Here is a 17,071-nt window from a genome sequence, read left to right as displayed (position 1 = left end):
AAATCATGGATCAGTTTACTATCAACCTGTTCTTTGTGGGCAGCTCTTTTGCGCTCTACATTGGCATCGCGATCTGGGCTCGTGCGGGCTCAACCTCTGACTTTTATGCCGCTGGCCGGGGTGTTCACCCTGTCACCAACGGTATGGCAACAGCTGCTGACTGGATGTCTGCAGCGTCTTTCATTTCCATGGCGGGTCTCATTGCGTTTACCGGCTATGACAACTCGTCGTTCCTGATGGGATGGACCGGCGGTTACGTGCTGTTAGCACTGCTGCTTGCACCTTACCTTCGTAAGTTTGGTAAGTTCACCGTTTCTGAGTTCATCGGAGATCGCTTTTACAGCCAGACCGCCCGCATCGTGGCCGTTGTTTGTCTGATTGTGGCGTCAACCACCTACGTTATCGGTCAGATGACCGGTGTTGGTGTTGCGTTTGGTCGCTTCCTCGAAGTGGACAATACAACCGGTCTGTTGATCGGCGCGTGTGTGGTGTTTGCATACGCTGTGTTCGGCGGCATGAAGGGCGTGACCTACACACAGGTTGCACAATACGTGGTGCTCATCACCGCTTACACCATTCCAGCAGTCTTCATCTCTTTGCAGTTGACTGGCAATCCAATCCCAGGTCTTGGCCTGTTTGGTAACGATGCTGCAAGCGGCGTTCCACTGCTGACCAAGTTGGATCAGGTTGTGACTGAGCTAGGCTTCAACGCTTACACCTCGCACCACGCTGACACCTTCAACATGGTGCTGTTCACGCTGTCTCTGATGATCGGTACAGCTGGTCTTCCACACGTGATCATGCGCTTCTTCACCGTGCCGAAAGTGGCTGATGCGCGCTGGTCTGCTGGTTGGGCACTGGTGTTCATTGCACTGCTTTACATCACAGCCCCAGCTGTGGGTGCGATGGCTCGTCTGAACATCACTGAAATGATGTGGCCAAACGGCGGCGTGAAAGGTGAAGCTGTTGCTGTTGAGCAGATCCAGAACGATCCGAAGTACGACTGGATGCACACCTGGCAGAAGACTGGTCTTCTCGCTTGGGACGATAAGAACGGCGACGGCAAAATCCAGTACTACAACGACAAGAATGCTGACATGCAGACACTTGCCGGTGAAAAAGGCTGGGTTGGCAACGAGTTGACTAAGTTCAACCGTGACATCCTCGTGCTGGCGAATCCGGAAATCGCCAACCTGCCAGGTTGGGTGATTGGTCTGGTGGCTGCCGGTGGTTTGGCTGCTGCGCTCTCAACGGCAGCAGGTTTGTTGCTCGCGATCTCTTCAGCGGTCAGTCATGACCTCATTAAAGGGGCGATCAATCCGTCTATTTCGGAAAAGAGCGAGTTGATGTCGGCCCGTGTGGCGATGGCTGTCGCGATTGTTGTGGCAACTTATCTCGGGCTTAATCCTCCGGGATTTGCGGCACAAACAGTGGCATTGGCCTTCGGTCTTGCAGCGGCTTCGATCTTCCCGGCGCTGATGATGGGTATCTTCTCAACCCGCATCAACAACACCGGCGCTGTTGCTGGCATGCTGGCTGGTCTGGTTGTGACACTGGTCTACATCTTCCTGCATAAAGGTTGGTTCTTCATTCCAGGCACAAACAGCTTCACCGATGCTGATCCGCTTCTGGGTACCATCAAGTCAACGTCCTTCGGTGCAATTGGTGCTGCGGTGAACTTCGCAGTGGCTTACATCGTGGCTGGTATGACTAAAGAAACACCGGAAGCGATCAAAGATCTGGTCGAAAGCGTTCGTATCCCACGTGGTGCTGGCGCAGCTGCAGACCACTAAGTTCAGGGAGCGGCTTACATAAAATCTGTAAGCCGCACTCTACAAAATCAATCCTGCCCGGCTTAGGCTGGGCAGGATCTTACTTCTTCTACCCAAAGGTGGAATCATGCCTCTCACATCTGCGCAAATCCTGCACTTCCTGAAATCTGTGCATCCTTATGATGCCCTTCCAGAGGCGGATCAGGAGGATTTGGCTGGACAGATCGGCGTCTGGGAAAAAGCGTCAGGTGAAGGCATTTACCAGCTCGGCGATGACCTGCCGGGCCTCTTTCTGATTTATGAGGGCGCAGCCGAAATCCGCGACAAGAACAATGCGATGATCAGTCGCCTTGGAATCCGGAACTCATTTGGCGAGCGTGGACTTCTCCTTGATGGTCGCGCTGTCACATCAGCTTACAGCGCAGAACCGACAATTTTATTGGTGTTTTCACCTGAGATTATCGCTGGCCTGATCGCAAAGTATCAACCTGTTGCCCGTTTTTTTGACAGAACACAGAAGCCGCGAAGCCGTGAAAATGATCTGACGGCTATTCCCATTGAAACCTTCATGGCGTCCAATCCACTGACCTGCCGCCCTGAAGATACGGTAAAGCAAGCAGCGCAGCAGATGCGTGACGCACGAGTTTCGTCCCTGTGCGTGACTGATGATGGCAGACTGATTGGGATCATCACCGTACGCGACTTATCTTTTAAGGTGCTGGCATCCGAGCTGCCGGCGGAGACACTGGTTGAAGCTGTGATGACGGCAAATCCAATTACTCTTGGTCCTGCTGCAATCGGATCAGATCTGCTTCACCTTATGATGGAACGTCGCATTGGGCACGTGCCAATCGTGGAAGGGGGGCATCTGGTCGGCATGGTGACCCAGACAGATCTAACCCGTTTTCAGGCCATCAGTTCTGCTGAATTGGTGAGCCAGATTGCAACGGCTAAAGATGCAGAAGAGATTGCTCAGGCGACAGCCAGGATACCAAATCTTCTCGTTCAGTTGGTCGCAGGTGGCAGCCGACATGAGATCGTAACACGCCTGATTACGGATATTGCAGATGCGGCGACCAGACGCTTGTTGTCTTTAGCAGAAAAAAAGCTTGGCCCACCGCCGGTGCCTTATCTATGGCTTGCCTGTGGCTCTCAGGGGCGCCGGGAGCAGACCGGCGTCAGTGATCAGGACAACTGTTTGATTTTGCATGACAGTGTCTCTGAGACTGATCGTGAAGGGTACTTTGTTGATCTGGCTCAGTTTGTCTGCGATGGCCTGAACACAAGTGGCTATGTCTATTGTCCTGGTGATATGATGGCTACCAATCCACGATGGACACAGCCTCTCGCCGTCTGGAAGTCCTATTTTGAAGGTTGGATCAACAAGCCGGATCCGGAAGCGCAAATGCTGAGTTCGGTAATGTTTGATCTAAGGCCAATTGGCGGAGACACATCGCTTTTTGAGAACCTGCAGGTCGAAACTTTGGAAGCTTCCAGCCGCAACTCAATCTTTGTTGCACACATGGTCAGTAACTCACTCAAACACACTCCACCTTTGAGTTTGCTGCGCGGATTGGCGACTATCCGCTCCGGAGAGCACAAGAACACTTTAGATATGAAGCACAACGGAGTTGTGCCTGTGGTTGATCTGGCGCGTATCTACGCGCTGCAAGGGCAGATTGGTGCCGTAAACACCAGAGCCCGTCTAGAAGAAGCACGAGAAACTGGTCAATTGAGCAAGTCAGGCGCTGGAGATCTGTTGGATGCTTATGATTTGATTGCAGAAACCCGCATCCAGCATCAGGCAGACTTGGTCAAACAAGGGGCTGAGCCGGACAACTTTTTGCAACCATCTACTCTGTCAGATTTTGAGCGGGCCCATGTGCGCGATGCGTTTGTAGTGGTCAAAACCATGCAATCAGCCGTTGGGCATGGCCGCGGAATGCTGAGCTAAATAATAATCATAATGGCTGGATTGAGTGAAGGCTTATGAGAGCTGCTTGGGAGGAATAGAATGTTTATCGAATTGATCGGGACCTTTATCGCAGGTATCGCCGGGGCTGGTCTTGTGATGCTGATCAATCATGTTCTTCTTGGTCGCTTGCCGCGCTGGTTCGCTCCTGTTGCAGCGGGCCTTGCAATGCTTCTGACAACAATCTCGAGTGAATATAGTTGGTTTTCCCGCACCAAAGACACCCTGCCAGAAGGTATGGTTGTGGCGCAAACGGTTGAGAGCAAAGCCTTCTATCGGCCCTGGACGTATGTGCAGCCCTTTACTGAACGATTTGTGGCAATTGATACGGCAACTATTCAGAGGCATCCGGATCAGCCAGGCATGAAGTTGGCGCAAGCTTATTTCTTCGGGCGTTGGGCGCCAGTGAATAAGCTTCCTGTACTCACTGACTGCGCGGAAGGTCGGCGGGCAGCTCTGGCAGATGACATTGCCTTTGAAAAAGGCGGTGCGGTGTCGGGGGCGCAATGGGTTGCAGCTTCCAAAGATGACCCGATCATCTCAACAATATGCGGGGCAGGATAATGCTTGTAGGGCTCAGTCTACGACTTCGGATTTTTCTTCTGTTTGCAGGTGTTGCCGCAGCCAGTTGTGCCGTTGTGGGAGCTGCGCTCTATTTCGGATACACCCGTATCCCTGAAACCAATGCTGCCTCCGGATTTATTCTCGCCGGATTGCTTTCCAGTTTTGGTCTGCTCGCCATCTCTGTCAGCATCTGGCTACTTTTTGATGAAAACGTCGCCAAACCGGTGCAGCAACTTTCCGCAGCGATCCGCACAAGAACGCACGCAGATGTGGAAGCATCAATCGACTTACAAAGTGCAAAGTATTTGGGCGACCTTGCACCAGCTGCACAGGCTGTAACAGGGCGATTGACTGACGAAGCCGCCGGTGTGGGTGATCTGGTCGCCGATGCAACTGCGCAGTTAGCTGCTGAACGCGAACAGCTTGCTTTGCTTCTGACTGAAATTCCTGTCGCCATCGTTCTTGTCAGCCCAGCTCACAAGATCATGCTTTATGATGGACAAGCAGCAGATATCCTTGGGCAGGTCCATGTTCCACGTCTGAGTGCATCTATCTTTGATTACTTTGCAGAAGACGAGATCCTTGGTGCTTATAAACAGCTCAAGGAACTGCGCACCGAAATTGCAGTGAGGGCCAAAGGGACAAGAGGTAATCTCAACTTCCAACTGCGCCTTAAAAAGCTCAGTCAGGCATCGGGTTACATGATCCTGATCGACGATGCCACGGCACGCATCGCACCAGAAGCACCCCGACCATTGATCTACGATTTTGACGCCACTCAGCATTTTGAGACTGAAAAAGCGATCGAGCAGCAACTTCTGAAAGATCTGAGCTTTGTTGTGTTTGATACCGAAACCACGGGTTTGATGCCAAACAAGGATGAAATCGTTCAAATCGGTGCTGTACGGGTTGTCAACAGACGGATCATTCCCGGTGAAACAGTAGATCAACTGGTGAACCCAGGTCGCCCGATCCCAGCAGCGTCCACGGGAGTGCACCGCATCACCGACGACATGGTGGTAAATGCCCCAGATCCAGTCACGGCAACTTCAGATTTTCACGTGTTCGCTAAAGATGCTGTAATCGTTGCCCACAATGCCCCATTCGACATGGCCTTCCTGCAACGATACGGCCATATGTCTGGTCATGTATGGGATCATCCTATCCTCGATACCGTTTTACTCTCAGCAGTAGTCTTCGGAGCAGAACAGGAACACACCCTCGACGCCCTCTGCGCCCGACTTGATATCGAAATCCCCGAAGCCCTCCGCCACACCGCCCTAGGCGACGCCCAAGCCACCGCCCAGGCCCTCTGCAAACTCCTCCCCATCCTTACATCCCGCGGCTTCGATACCTTTGGGAAAGTCGTCGAACAGACAAGGAAACATGGGCGGTTGTTGAAGGATATGAACTGAGGCTAGCAGCTATCGTGGGACGTCTTCGAGGCCTGTTTACTAAGGTTCATCTCCTTTTCTCCAGCAACTCTGCCTATAAAGCTGGCCCCTCCGTTCAACTGCCCCACTCCTGCAACCTGAGTTGAAAGCATAAAAACATGACAAACGTCCTGCTTATGCTTCTGATACTCGCTGCTATAACGATAATAAGCATCCGAAATACGAAAATGCATTAGGTGGCTTCTTAAAAAGTCTACACCGTGATTTGTAGTCAGTTCTCCAGTGTCTGCCTTCATTAGAAAATTCTTTGATGCTTCTAATGGTGACAGCCTTGGCACTTGCCCAAAATAATTTGGCCACAAGCTCAACTGAAATAAAACATTGATAAACAATACATAATTCACATACCTCACCTGCAAACTTGCCAACCAAACAACCAACAACACAGACGGTAGCAAAACGTGACGCAAGTTCTCTGGATTTTGGGCAAATCCAGTCCATAGGAGAGCTGATAGGGTGGCGATTGTGAGTGGAGAGAGGTGGGGCTTTCTGAAAATCGTATAAGCTGCAGTGCAGATGAGCAGGGATAATGTGATGAAAGCGAGTGGTTCGCGGGTTGCTGCGTCGAACCAAGTGTCGCGTTTTGTTGCTTGCTCGAACGAGGTGTTTCCCCAGACTGTGAAGTGGCCCTCTGTGAACCGCAGCGCTTCTAGGAAGTAGCTTTCGCCTTCTAACAGAACAACTGCGCCGAAAAACAGGAAGAGTACTCCTGTCGTTGTAAGGAACAAGATGACGCGCACCTCTTTCTTCAAACACCATTCGGTGAAAAGAGAAAGTCCGATAGGGACGAGGAAGGACGGCCTGCAGGCGAGCGCCATTCCTGCGCAAGCACCGGCGAAGCCGTGATGCCCCCTGCCCATGCTTGCCAGAGCCGCAAGGAAGAAGGCGATACCTGTGGCGTCGCTCATCATGCTGAGGCTGACAAGTGGTAGAAACGGGAGGGTTAGAACTCCGGCAAACGCGAGTAATGTGCCTGCTGGTGTGGCTCCATGTGCTCTTGCCACCCATGCAGAAAGTGGTGGCAGTGAAAGCGCAGATAAGAGCGTGAGGTAGAAGACCGCTTGCTTAGCGGTTAGTCCTGCAAAATACAGGAGTTTGCTGAGAGCGATAAAACCGGGGTAACCGGGGAAGTGAGGCCTGAACTCAAGAACACTGAAGCGGATCGTGCCATTGACGAAAAAGAATGCATCGTCAGTCGGAATGCTGGGAGGGTGGCGGAGCAGCCAGATGGACAGCACTGCATAACAGCAAAGAGCAAGGCCCCACCCTACCCGCAGCATCTTAATTTGCCAAAGCTTTCAGAGTGGCTTCGACGGCCGCGTTGTATGCAGCTAGATCAGGCTCACGTTTACCCACACCGAACACGCCTGGATTGCCAATCGCCTCCAGTGCCTGACGCAGGGCTTCATCTGCTGCCTGACGTTTTTCGCCGGGCAGCTCGCCGGCCATTGAATCGAAGAAACGCTTGGATTTAACCACCAGAACCTTCGCGGTTTGATAGTCGTTCAGGTTCTCAGCTCCAGCCTGTAGGCGCCGTGTAATCTCCGCGATGAACGCGCGGTTGATAGCGGCTGAAAGTGCAGGTGTATCCTGCGATGCGAATGCACTCTCGAACGCTTCAGAAAGACCGCTATCATAATCTTTCGTCAGATACGTCAGCTCCTCAGAGATCTCACTTGCAGCGGCTTTTGCAGCTTCAAAGTTGCCTTCAAGTGCGGCCTTCAACATTGCTTCACGTGCATCAATCAGCGGTTCTTTGCCCGCAGCGGCATAAGAATAAGCATATGCCTGCCCTGCTACAAACAGGGAAATCAGTAATGCATAAAACACTCTCATCATGGCAAATCTCCTAGGCGACGCTTTCCGTTTCAATCACAGTTCGCTCGCTGCGGTGTTCATAAATCGTTGTACGGTTGTTCTCACCGTCAATCAGCGCATTTGCAGCCATCTGGCCCATCTCCATAGAGGTGTCCGTGAAGATGTAACGGAAGGTGCCTTGCCGACCACATTGGATCAGATTGTCGAACTGATTGAGGTGAGCAGTTGCTCTGGCTCTTTTTGCTTCATAGCCAACAGACATCAAAGGATAGGCTTGGCTCTGGTAAGTCGAGAAATACTCACCTGTCGCCGCTGCGCTATCAATGCCGAGCTTGTTCAGAACCTCGCACGCCTTGGCGAACATCTGCTCGTTATCCATGTCCCAAAGCGGACTACCCGGATCACATGGGATTTCAAGCATAACCGAGGTATGTCCCTCAGGCGCCATAAAGGGAGAGCGTCTCTTGGGCTCCTGAAGACGAGTGGCCATGATGTTAGGATCAGAGAGATACTGCCAGGTACAATCAGATAGGTTGTCCATCTCCAATGGCATATTGAAGAACCTCAGGCCTCTGAAGGCAAGATCGCTCTCTCCGCCAGTCAGGTTGACCATGTAGGGAAGCGAGAGTGTCGAGAGCACCGCGTCAGCAGAGTAGGAGTTGCCGCCAGCCTTTACAGCTTTGACGCACCCGCCTTGGTAATCAAATCCGTCCACGGGTGCATCATAGATGATCTGTCCACCGAGTGCTTCGACCTTCTGCGCCATACGCTCAAAGATTATGCCAAAGCCATACTTGGGATAGCGATAGCTTTTGGCGTAGGTTCGTGGTGTATCCCTACCAACAGGCAACAGGCGTTTTGCGACATCTTTCAGATCCAGCAGACTGATCCGCTGCCCTGCCCAATCAGCCGAAAGCTCTACCGGATCAAGGCCCCAAAGCTTAGCCGTGTATCCCTCAAAGAAGTTCTTATAGAGCGTCTTTCCAAACCTGCTGGTGATCCAGGTCGCGAAGTTGTCATCATTCGGCTTGGCGAATGGCAACACCGCCAGATCTTTTAGCGCACCGGCTAGCAAAGATGCTGGGGCCGTTTTGAGGATATTGCCCATCGCCAACGGGTAGTCATAAGTACGGCCCTGAAAACGAATGACGCTTTTGCGCTGGCTGGTAAGCAACTCATCACCAACGAGGTCCTCCACCAACTGCAACAGCCCTGCATTGTGGGTGATGAAGCGATGACCGCCATAATCAAAGCGATAAGTTCCATGACGTCCTTCAAAAGTGGTTGTCCCACTTTGACCACCCTCTTTGGCAGCTTTTTCAAGCACAGTGACTTGAATACCGGCTTCCAGCAGACGCAGTGCGGCTGTCAGGCCAGCTGGGCCCGCCCCCAGCACCAAAACGTGATCAGGCCTTTTGAGCATAGCCGCGGCTCCAGAAACTCAGGAATAGTCCAAGATATAGCACCCAGCTTGTAAACTGGATCAGCGTTGGAGATGCGTTATAGCCGAACAAGGCGCGCATGAAAGTGCCAAAGGTTCCCTGATCATCAAGAATGAACGAGATATTGAAGATCTGCTCCACCACAATCGGAACCACATCAATCGCCTGCAGCATATTGATTGCAGAAGAGAACAAACCGGCTGCAATAATGATGATCAGCAGGCTGGTGTACTTAAAGAACGGAGCAATCGGCACCTGACGCGTACCACGCATCATGGCCCAGACCAGAACGATCGATGCAATCAGACCAATGGAGGCGCCAATCAGGCCATTCTCCAGAGTTACACCCTGCCCTGAGTACATAAGAGCGGAGAAGAACAGAACTGTTTCAAAGCCCTCACGCAGCACAGCGATGAACGCCAGAAACACCATGCCCCAAAGGTTGCCAGAGGAGATATGGAACTCCAGCTGTTTCCTAACATGATCAACCTGTGCTTTGGCCTGTCTGTGCATCCAGATAGCCATGTAACTGAGCACCAGAGTGGCGAACAGCAGGATGAAGATCATCAGAAGGTGCTGATAGTGCTCGTTTGAGAACTGATCGATCACCACCTGGAAGACAAATGCAAGGCCAAGAGAAACGAGGAGGCCCAATACGACACCCAGATAAACGTACTTATTGAAGTGGCGAACACCCAGTTTATGCATATATGACAGGATGATACCGACCAGTAGGAATGCTTCCAGACCTTCGCGGAAAGTGATCAAAAAACTAGCAAACATTATGGCTGCTCCAGTGTTTCGTTTAGTTCAGCCATAACAACAGCTTCAGGGTTTGGCAGGTCAGGGTAGGATTGACGAACGGCATCTGTCACCCATTGTGGGTAGATGCGGAACATCATCTTCACATCAACGCTGAGTGGATACGAAACACCTTCTGGCAGAGCAAAGGCTTCATCCCGATAGCCATCCGCTGGGATCTTGGTGTCCTTGATCATCTTTTCATAACGCCAGAACAGCAGACCAACAGGATTGCCATCCTTGTCACCAAAAACCTTCTGGAACATACGGGCATCGGCTGGCACAACGCCTTTTTCATCCATTTTGCCGTCTTCCAGAATGACAGTTCCTTTGGCGTCTTTGACCGTCACATCCAGCCAGAGCTGACGGAAGTCAGCCACACCGGTTGGTAAAGCATGCCCTGCCCCAACATTCTTGACACGAACAACCAGCTGACCATCGTCATCGATACGGCTTTCCAACTCAGCCGCAGTTCTCAGCAACTCGATACTCATGTCTGCGAGTTTTTTGTTGCGCAGGCCAACGAGGTGATGATTGGCACCCGTGAACTGGTGGGTCACCACATTATCTTTAACTTTACCGCCATCCGTAGAGATGCCTGGAACGTTCTCGCCGATCTTCTGAACATCCGCCATCATGTGGCAACTGATGCAGGTTCGGTTTTTGGAAGGATCATCCGGATTGTTGTAGGAGGATTTCTCCCACTCACCATAGGTGTTCACAATCACACTGCCTGTGCCCGGAGCAACCTCGTTATGGCACGTGCTGCACAGCGCAGAGTCTTTGTAAAATGGCTGAGAGTATGACTTGGCATGCACTTCCGGCTTGGCGTTGATCTGGCGGTTTCCAACCCAATGCAGCAGCGCATTGTCATTATCTTCGAATATGTATTTCTCTCGGTCCTTCACATTCACAGTGAAGCTGGCGTTGGTTCCTGCTGTTTTGCCCATGGCCGCTTCAATACGTGTGATGCGGTGACAGAACAGACAACCAGTGCCTTCATCGGAATCCGGGATGCCTTCTTCGAGCGCTTTGAAAAGGCTTGCTCCGCCTTTTTCAAACATATGCCCCTGCTGTGGAACAGTCTTTGGTTCCGTAAACTGCTCTTGCGGTTCATGGCAACCAAGGCACCACTTGCCGAACTCCTTGCCCTCGGTCTGCTCTGCAACAGACTTCACGACCATAAAGTACGGATTGGATTCCCCCATCAGGCGGTGATTTGAGTCAGCCCATTGCTCGAACATATCTGAGTGACAAGAGGCACATGCGGCGGAGTTCACCCAGTCCTTTTCGTGTAAAAGCTTGCGATCATCATCCAGCCGGACCCAGCTTGCACCCAGAGGAAGGTTGCCACGAGACATAATAAAGGCCTGCAGCGCTTCCATGTCGCGTTTAACAGGTTCGGTAGGTTCATCCGGATTAATCTGCATCGCACCGTCGCGATCGTCGTGGCCCATCCCGCCCTGTGTTCTCTGCATAATACGCAGGTAGTCGCTGACAAAATCACCCGAAATCATGTGTTTCAGATTGTCGTGGCCAATAACGGATCTGTCGAACTTTTTGGTAGGCGTAGAACGGTAAAGATAGCCGTTGGTAAAGTTAAACCCGTCCACATGGCAACTCTGACAACTCATCCAGAAATCACCTGTGGTTGGTGTCAGCTTGGCATCATCTGTGTTGCCGCTGTTAAAGAGCGTTTTGCCACGGCGAAGCTTAGGTTCAACCGGATCATTCTTCACAAGGCGAACAGATGGTTTCTCGCTCAACGCTACTCTGGCAAACGGACCGTCACCACCGCGCTTCAGCTCAACCAGATCAAGCGTCATCGCATTTTGCACAAAGATGTCTTGGCCTGAGACCACAAGACCGCGCGGGTTATCGCCCGGGATATGGCGGAAAATCTGCGTAACCTTTGCCCCACCCTGATTGAGTTTACCTTTCCGGCGTGCACGGCGTTTTTTCTTGCTGGTCAGTGCAGTTCTGCGTGTCAGATCAAAGACCATCAGGTCTTCACTGCCCGCCAGTGTTACATAAACCTTTTTGCCATCTTCAGAGAACGCTGCATCATGAGGATTGGAAACAATGCGTGTGCGGTTGTTGGTGTCGATGATATTGATCTGTTTGAACAGATGCTTACGACGCTCAGCAACTTCTTTTTCCTGCCCTCGCTCAAGGCTCAGCAGTGAAACACTTGGGAATACAGTAGACTGAAACTGAAACGGATGATCGAAGTTCCAAAGAACGTGAGGCAACCAGGCTTCTTTTTCATCTGGACTCACCGCGATATCATCCAGAATGCGCGGAACACCTTGAGAAACGGCTTCATCCTTATCCTGCGTTTCAGCAAGAGTAATGGTCTTGAGCCATTTCAGTTTTGTGCCAGCAGTATCCCAAATGGATACCTTGCCAACCATCGCATGGGTAACAATCAGGCGACCATCATTCAGTAGCGCAAGACCGCGCGGCGTTTCTTCACTCTCAACTTCCTGAAGAACACCACGGTTGGGATCAATCGCAATGAGTTTGTGTGCTTCGAATAGAGACACCCAATAAACATCGTTTGCCTTGTCATAAACGATGCCAAATGGACGATAATCTGTATTGAATTCAGAAAGCACCTTGTTGGTCTTCAGATCAACAAAGACCACACGATCGCCTGTGTAATCAGTCAGGCCAACAACATTGCGCTGACCGTCCAGCGCGACACGGCGAACTTCTCCACCAACTGTGATTTCGTGGAGCAAACGGTTAGTGCTGCGATCAAGAACAGACACGCTGCCTGCATCAAAATTGGCAGAAATCAGCTTTGTGCCATCCTTATTCAGAACAAGGGAGCCACTTTCAACGGCAGCATAAGCTGGCACCATGAGTGCCACCAGCGCCAGCAGAAATGGAAAGATCCAGGCTGCAACCTTGACCATGGAATAGCGTTTGGCGTGATGGAACACCAAAATGGATACAGGAAGTGCTGGCAACAGGTGCAGCCAATAGGCCAGCTGCCCTAACACGTTGCCTCTATTGCCAAAAAACGCGAGATATATGCCGCTCAGCACCAGTAAGGCCAGCGCAATCTCAATCATCTGCCCTGTTCTGCGCAAAAACGAACGACCGTTACGCTTGATAAGATCACGATGAGAAAACCAGAATGGAAGAACGAACAACGGAAAGAGGACGAGAGAAACAACAAAGTGGACGGCAAGCGTGGGCTGAATGAGCTGCCACGGAAGACCAACCACATCCCACAGCATCAATCCGCTGATAGTGAGGAAGTAAAGCACGAACTCAGCATGTTTGCTTTTATAACCAAGACGCTTCCAAAACGCTGCTATTGCGCCGGGTTGTGCTGGCTTAGGTCCGTTTGCAGGTACACTATTTTTGCTTGCATCATCCATGAGTGCGGATCGATTCTTTTGTGGGATTATTAGTTTTGTTGTCTCTATAGCTAAATGCGAATGCTTCGCATTTGACTTAAGTTAACAAGCAGAAGAAGCCGGGATGTTTTACACCCCGGCTGTCGCAGTTTTCGGTAAACTACTTATTTTACAGCAGAAACTTTGACCTTACCGGCCATCACCATAGCAGTACCAGCCTGCACGACCTGAGGAACACCATCTGCATCAGTGTCGATGTCTTCACTGCCTGCAACCACGTTCTCACCACTGTCGCCGAGCCACTCCGCCAGCTGCATGCCTTCGTTGACATTGCGGCCATTGATAACAGTGCGGAACCAGCTTTCATAACGCTCAGTAAGGCTTGCCAGATCCAGCAGAGGCTCGCTTTCACCTTCACTGTTGCGCAGGATCAGCATTGCACTACGCAGGCCCGCACTGATTGCAGCGGCAGTGTATGGTGTGTGCTCAGTTGGCTGACCTGGAACCGCAGCATAAGTACCAATTGCCTTGTCATACATCTTCGCTTCAATAGTCAGGAACAGCTTGCGCGCTGCTTCTTTGTAGGCTTCATTCTTGGTCGCAAGGAATGCTGAGGTCAGGCCATGAACAACTGCAAACTGAGTGCCAAGGCTCTGCTCACCTTGCGCGCCTTTACCGATCTCAAAGCCATCAACTGCCAGACCGTTGTCAGCAATCAGGTTCTTCAGGATGAAGTCTGCCTGTGCTTTGATCAGCTCCAGAGCGCGCTTACCACGTGCAGTATCAAGGCTTTCACCGGCATCAGCTGAAGCGTAACCAACCGCAAGAGCATCCTGAGAACGCTGGAAGATGTTCAGCGCCTGCAAAGCGTATGCTGCATCATAGGTGGTTACGGTAGCGCCCTGCTTGCCGTCATAAAGATCAACCAGAGTGCCTGCATCTTTATTGAAATGAAGCGCATCAAGGTTTTTGAAGGTTGCGTTGGTCAGAACACTGGCCGCAGAGAAGACATCGTCAGAAGCAACGTCATTCATTGGATCACTGTCTTTGTTCAGATCCGCAGCTGCTGCAAACGGAGCACCATCAAACACCGCCAGGAACGCAGGGTTCTGGTTGGTGTTCACTTTACGCTGATCACTGTACGCGTAGATCTCAGCAAGTGGCCACAGCATCAGCCATGTATCACGCAGTGTCGAAGCGCCGTCGATCACCTTCAAAGATCCGATTGCCTTCACTGAGTTTTCGGTCTTTTCGGTCACTGCCACTTTACGCGGGAACCAGATTGGTCCGTTTGCAGGGTCATAGAACGCAGTCAGCTTCGCGCCCAGCATCTTGCCATCATAGCCAAACTGGTCACGCAGTGTGACCAGACGATCATTGATCATTTCCGTCAGGATAACACCGTTGAAACCGTCCGCAGTGGAAACGCCAAGTGCATGTACGCCGTCCTGATCCATGACAGCGCTTTCAGCTTCAACTTCCAGATCATCAGCAATGGTGTGCATGCCGCCCATGAAGTCCTGCGCCCACATCACGTCCTTCAACATGATACCGGCAGCCGCACCCGGGTTGAAGGACTTGTCCATGCCGTCTTCCTTCCACGCAAGCGATGCGTAGTCGCGGAAGTAAGCAGGAATGTCGACCTTTACGATCTTGGACTTTCCATGTGCGTTCAGAATCTCGGCTTCATCACCAGAAACAACAGAGGTATCGACTGCCTGCCCAAACTCAGGAAGAGCTGAGATGTATGGGAAGGTAATCGGATACATGTTGAGCGGAATTTCTTCTGCTGGGAAAGCAACGGAGCCAGCCAGCTCAATCACGCGCTTGCCAAGACTTTCCAGAGAACCACCACGAGCTTTGTTCAAAGGTCCGTTGACGATATGCGGGCCCATTTTGGACTGGTAGTTCACCGCATACATTGCTTCTTCAGAGTACTCGTAGCTCTCGATGCCGGCTGCATAGTCAAAAGCAGTTGGCTGGTTGACGAGGTTTGGATCCAAAACATCAAGATCCAGACCAAGGCCTTCGGCCAATGGCTCACCGGAAAGCTCGAACTCGGTGTATGCCAGGAAGCCACCTGCCGGATCAAAGACCTTATCGAGAACCTCGACTTTTACCTCAGGAGAACCAGCCAGTGCTGCGGAGCTGATTGCCACTGCGGATGCGAATGATAGAAGTGCTGTTTTGTTCAACATGCTTTAACTCGGAATCTCTTTATGAGGATATGGCCCAACATGAGCAAACCTCCCCTATCCCCCTCCAATGCGCCGAACCAACCAGGGCAAAACTGATCGCTTCCCGCAATTGAGAATGATTTGCAATCCGAGAAATATGGAAGAGATTTCCTGTCGCAAATGACAAAAGTCAAATATGAGTTAAATAATCAAGATTTAGAAATACTCAAAAATACAATAGGTTATATGGATTAGTGACTACATTACATATCTTCAGGACCACCTTATTTCAATAATCCCAAAATCAAATCAGCACCTTAAATCATAACAGGGTTGTCACCTTACACCCTACAAATGATGCAGCGCGACGAGCTGGCCTTGGTGTAGAACTTACTCCCTCTCATCAAGCACTCGCCTTTCAGAAAACATATCCTCACCCAATCATCCATTTAAGTGAATTAGTTTCACTTCGGCTCTTCAAACTCGGGAAATGTGCATTAAATTCAGGCTGCACAATTTAATTGTCCGGGCAATCAAATGAAATTTAATTATCAAAATCCGACCAAGCTGCTGTTTGGTCAGGGACAAATCTCTGAAATTCGCGGCCAGATCCCAGCAGGTAGCCGTGTGCTGTTGGCGTATGGTGGTGGGTCCATCAAAGCCAATGGCGTCTACGATCAGGTGATGAGCGCACTGGAAGGCTTTACTGTGGTGGTGTTCTCAGGCATTGAACCAAACCCGCATTTTGAGACGCTGGAAAAGGCTGTTGATCTGGTAAAGGAACACGACCTTAACTTCATTCTCGCTGTTGGGGGCGGGTCTGTCGTTGATGGGTGTAAGTTCGTCGCTGCAGCCACTCATTATGATGGCGACCATTGGGACATTCCAAGCGGCAAGCACCGTATTCAGAAAGCCATTCCATTGGCCTCCGTATTGACATTGCCAGCAACAGGCTCTGAGTCCAACGGCAATTCCGTCATCACGCGCAAGTCTACTGGTGAAAAGCTGGCCTTCGGTTCACCACATGTCTATCCGGTTTTCTCAGTGCTGGATCCGGACACGATGAAAACGCTACCTGAGCGCCAGATTAAGAATGGCTTGGTCGATGCATTCGTTCATGTATGTGAGCAGTATCTGACTTTCCCGACGGGCGCACTGGTTCAGGACGGTTACGCAGAAGCACTCCTGCGTACGCTCATTCAACTAGGGCAAACATACTCTGAGCGAGACACAGACGAGTGGCGTGCAAATTTGATGTATGCAGCCAATCAGGGTCTGAATGGATTAATCTCCTGCGGCGTACCGCAAGACTGGGCAACTCACCAGATTGGCCATGAGTTGACTGCTTGTTATGGGATCGACCATGCTCAGACACTCTCCATCATCCAGCCAAGCCTTCTGCGTAGCCAGATTGAGTTGAAGCGGGAAAAACTGGAGCAGATGGGCACCACGGTTTTTGCCTTACCGAAAACCGAAGATCTTGCGGAAAAGACGGTTGATGCTATTGAAGATTTTTATCAGGAGCTGGCAATGCCAATCCGCCTCTCTGATGCAAAAATCACAGAGCAGAACGACATCGATACGCTGATGCAGATCATCGAGGGACGAGATTTCTTGCAGGCCATTGGTGAGCACGGCAAGATCACCTCTGACGTGATCAAAGAAATCGTATACGCAGCACGGTAAACTGATCAGCCCGC

11 protein-coding genes are annotated in these 17,071 nt (G+C 51.2%); 5 read left to right on the top strand and 6 right to left on the bottom strand.

Features of this window, described 5'->3' with window-relative positions:
- Positions 1-5: 5 nt before the first annotated feature.
- The 4 genes from PJE062_RS01990 to PJE062_RS01975 all read left to right on the top strand — a co-directional run bounded on the left by PJE062_RS01990 (position 6) and on the right by PJE062_RS01975 (position 5,723).
- Positions 6-1,793 (top strand): sodium:solute symporter family protein, encoded by a 1,788-nt coding sequence (locus PJE062_RS01990; RefSeq protein WP_008546604.1) that lies wholly within the window; start codon positions 6-8, stop codon positions 1,791-1,793.
- Positions 1,794-1,899: 106 nt separating this feature from the next.
- On the top strand, positions 1,900-3,726 hold the full coding sequence (locus tag PJE062_RS01985) for a DUF294 nucleotidyltransferase-like domain-containing protein (protein ID WP_008546762.1): 1,827 nt from the start codon (positions 1,900-1,902) through the stop codon (positions 3,724-3,726).
- A gap of 60 nt (positions 3,727-3,786) precedes the next feature.
- A complete protein-coding gene (locus PJE062_RS01980; RefSeq protein WP_037035803.1) occupies positions 3,787-4,308 on the top strand; it encodes a hypothetical protein in 522 nt (173 codons plus the stop codon).
- Positions 4,308-5,723: an exonuclease domain-containing protein gene (locus PJE062_RS01975; protein ID WP_008546435.1), complete on the top strand. Its 1,416-nt coding sequence runs from the start codon at positions 4,308-4,310 to the stop codon at positions 5,721-5,723. Before PJE062_RS01980 ends, PJE062_RS01975 begins: the two co-directional genes overlap by 1 nt.
- 2 nt (positions 5,724-5,725) lie before the next feature.
- On the opposite strand, the gene PJE062_RS01970 is transcribed toward PJE062_RS01975, so the two are convergent.
- The 6 genes from PJE062_RS01970 to PJE062_RS01945 all read right to left on the bottom strand — a co-directional run bounded on the left by PJE062_RS01970 (position 5,726) and on the right by PJE062_RS01945 (position 15,392).
- Positions 5,726-7,042: a hypothetical protein gene (locus PJE062_RS01970; protein ID WP_008546904.1), complete on the bottom strand. Its 1,317-nt coding sequence runs from the start codon at positions 7,040-7,042 to the stop codon at positions 5,726-5,728.
- 1 nt (position 7,043) lies between these two features.
- Complete coding sequence (locus PJE062_RS01965; RefSeq protein WP_008546931.1) at positions 7,044-7,601, bottom strand: hypothetical protein; 558 nt, start codon at positions 7,599-7,601, stop codon at positions 7,044-7,046.
- Positions 7,602-7,611: 10 nt separating this feature from the next.
- A complete protein-coding gene (locus PJE062_RS01960; protein ID WP_008546517.1) occupies positions 7,612-9,003 on the bottom strand; it encodes an FAD-dependent oxidoreductase in 1,392 nt (463 codons plus the stop codon).
- Complete coding sequence (locus PJE062_RS01955; RefSeq protein WP_008547300.1) at positions 8,987-9,805, bottom strand: FTR1 family protein; 819 nt, start codon at positions 9,803-9,805, stop codon at positions 8,987-8,989. The genes PJE062_RS01960 and PJE062_RS01955 overlap by 17 nt, the downstream gene beginning before the upstream one ends.
- Positions 9,805-13,215: a multiheme c-type cytochrome gene (locus PJE062_RS01950; protein ID WP_008546985.1), complete on the bottom strand. Its 3,411-nt coding sequence runs from the start codon at positions 13,213-13,215 to the stop codon at positions 9,805-9,807. Before PJE062_RS01950 ends, PJE062_RS01955 begins: the two co-directional genes overlap by 1 nt.
- Positions 13,216-13,358: 143 nt before the next feature.
- Positions 13,359-15,392 carry a hypothetical protein gene (locus PJE062_RS01945; protein WP_008546407.1) on the bottom strand — a complete coding sequence of 678 codons (2,034 nt, stop codon included), beginning with the start codon at positions 15,390-15,392 and terminating at the stop codon, positions 13,359-13,361.
- 516 nt (positions 15,393-15,908) lie between these two features.
- On the opposite strand from PJE062_RS01945, the gene PJE062_RS01940 reads away from it, so the two are divergent.
- Positions 15,909-17,057 (top strand): iron-containing alcohol dehydrogenase, encoded by a 1,149-nt coding sequence (locus PJE062_RS01940; protein ID WP_008546415.1) that lies wholly within the window; start codon positions 15,909-15,911, stop codon positions 17,055-17,057.
- Positions 17,058-17,071: the final 14 nt, after the last annotated feature.

The organism is Pseudovibrio sp. JE062, from assembly GCF_000156235.1.
Taxonomy (GTDB): Bacteria; Pseudomonadota; Alphaproteobacteria; order Rhizobiales; family Stappiaceae; genus Pseudovibrio.
Note: the sequence above shows the minus strand (reverse complement) of the source record. Positions and strands in the feature narration are given on the sequence as shown.

Bases quoted from the DNA above. Each gene is read 5' to 3' on its own strand.
- PJE062_RS01990 (WP_008546604.1), top strand. From the start codon at position 6: ATGGATCAGTTTACTATCAACCTGTTCTTTGTGGGCAGCTCTTTTGCG.
- PJE062_RS01985 (WP_008546762.1), top strand. From the start codon at position 1,900: ATGCCTCTCACATCTGCGCAAATCCTGCACTTCCTGAAATCTGTGCAT.
- PJE062_RS01980 (WP_037035803.1), top strand. From the start codon at position 3,787: ATGTTTATCGAATTGATCGGGACCTTTATCGCAGGTATCGCCGGGGCT.
- PJE062_RS01975 (WP_008546435.1), top strand. From the start codon at position 4,308: ATGCTTGTAGGGCTCAGTCTACGACTTCGGATTTTTCTTCTGTTTGCA.
- PJE062_RS01970 (WP_008546904.1), bottom strand. From the start codon at position 7,042: ATGCTGCGGGTAGGGTGGGGCCTTGCTCTTTGCTGTTATGCAGTGCTG.
- PJE062_RS01965 (WP_008546931.1), bottom strand. From the start codon at position 7,601: ATGATGAGAGTGTTTTATGCATTACTGATTTCCCTGTTTGTAGCAGGG.
- PJE062_RS01960 (WP_008546517.1), bottom strand. From the start codon at position 9,003: ATGCTCAAAAGGCCTGATCACGTTTTGGTGCTGGGGGCGGGCCCAGCT.
- PJE062_RS01955 (WP_008547300.1), bottom strand. From the start codon at position 9,805: ATGTTTGCTAGTTTTTTGATCACTTTCCGCGAAGGTCTGGAAGCATTC.
- PJE062_RS01950 (WP_008546985.1), bottom strand. From the start codon at position 13,215: ATGGATGATGCAAGCAAAAATAGTGTACCTGCAAACGGACCTAAGCCA.
- PJE062_RS01945 (WP_008546407.1), bottom strand. From the start codon at position 15,392: ATGTTGAACAAAACAGCACTTCTATCATTCGCATCCGCAGTGGCAATC.
- PJE062_RS01940 (WP_008546415.1), top strand. From the start codon at position 15,909: ATGAAATTTAATTATCAAAATCCGACCAAGCTGCTGTTTGGTCAGGGA.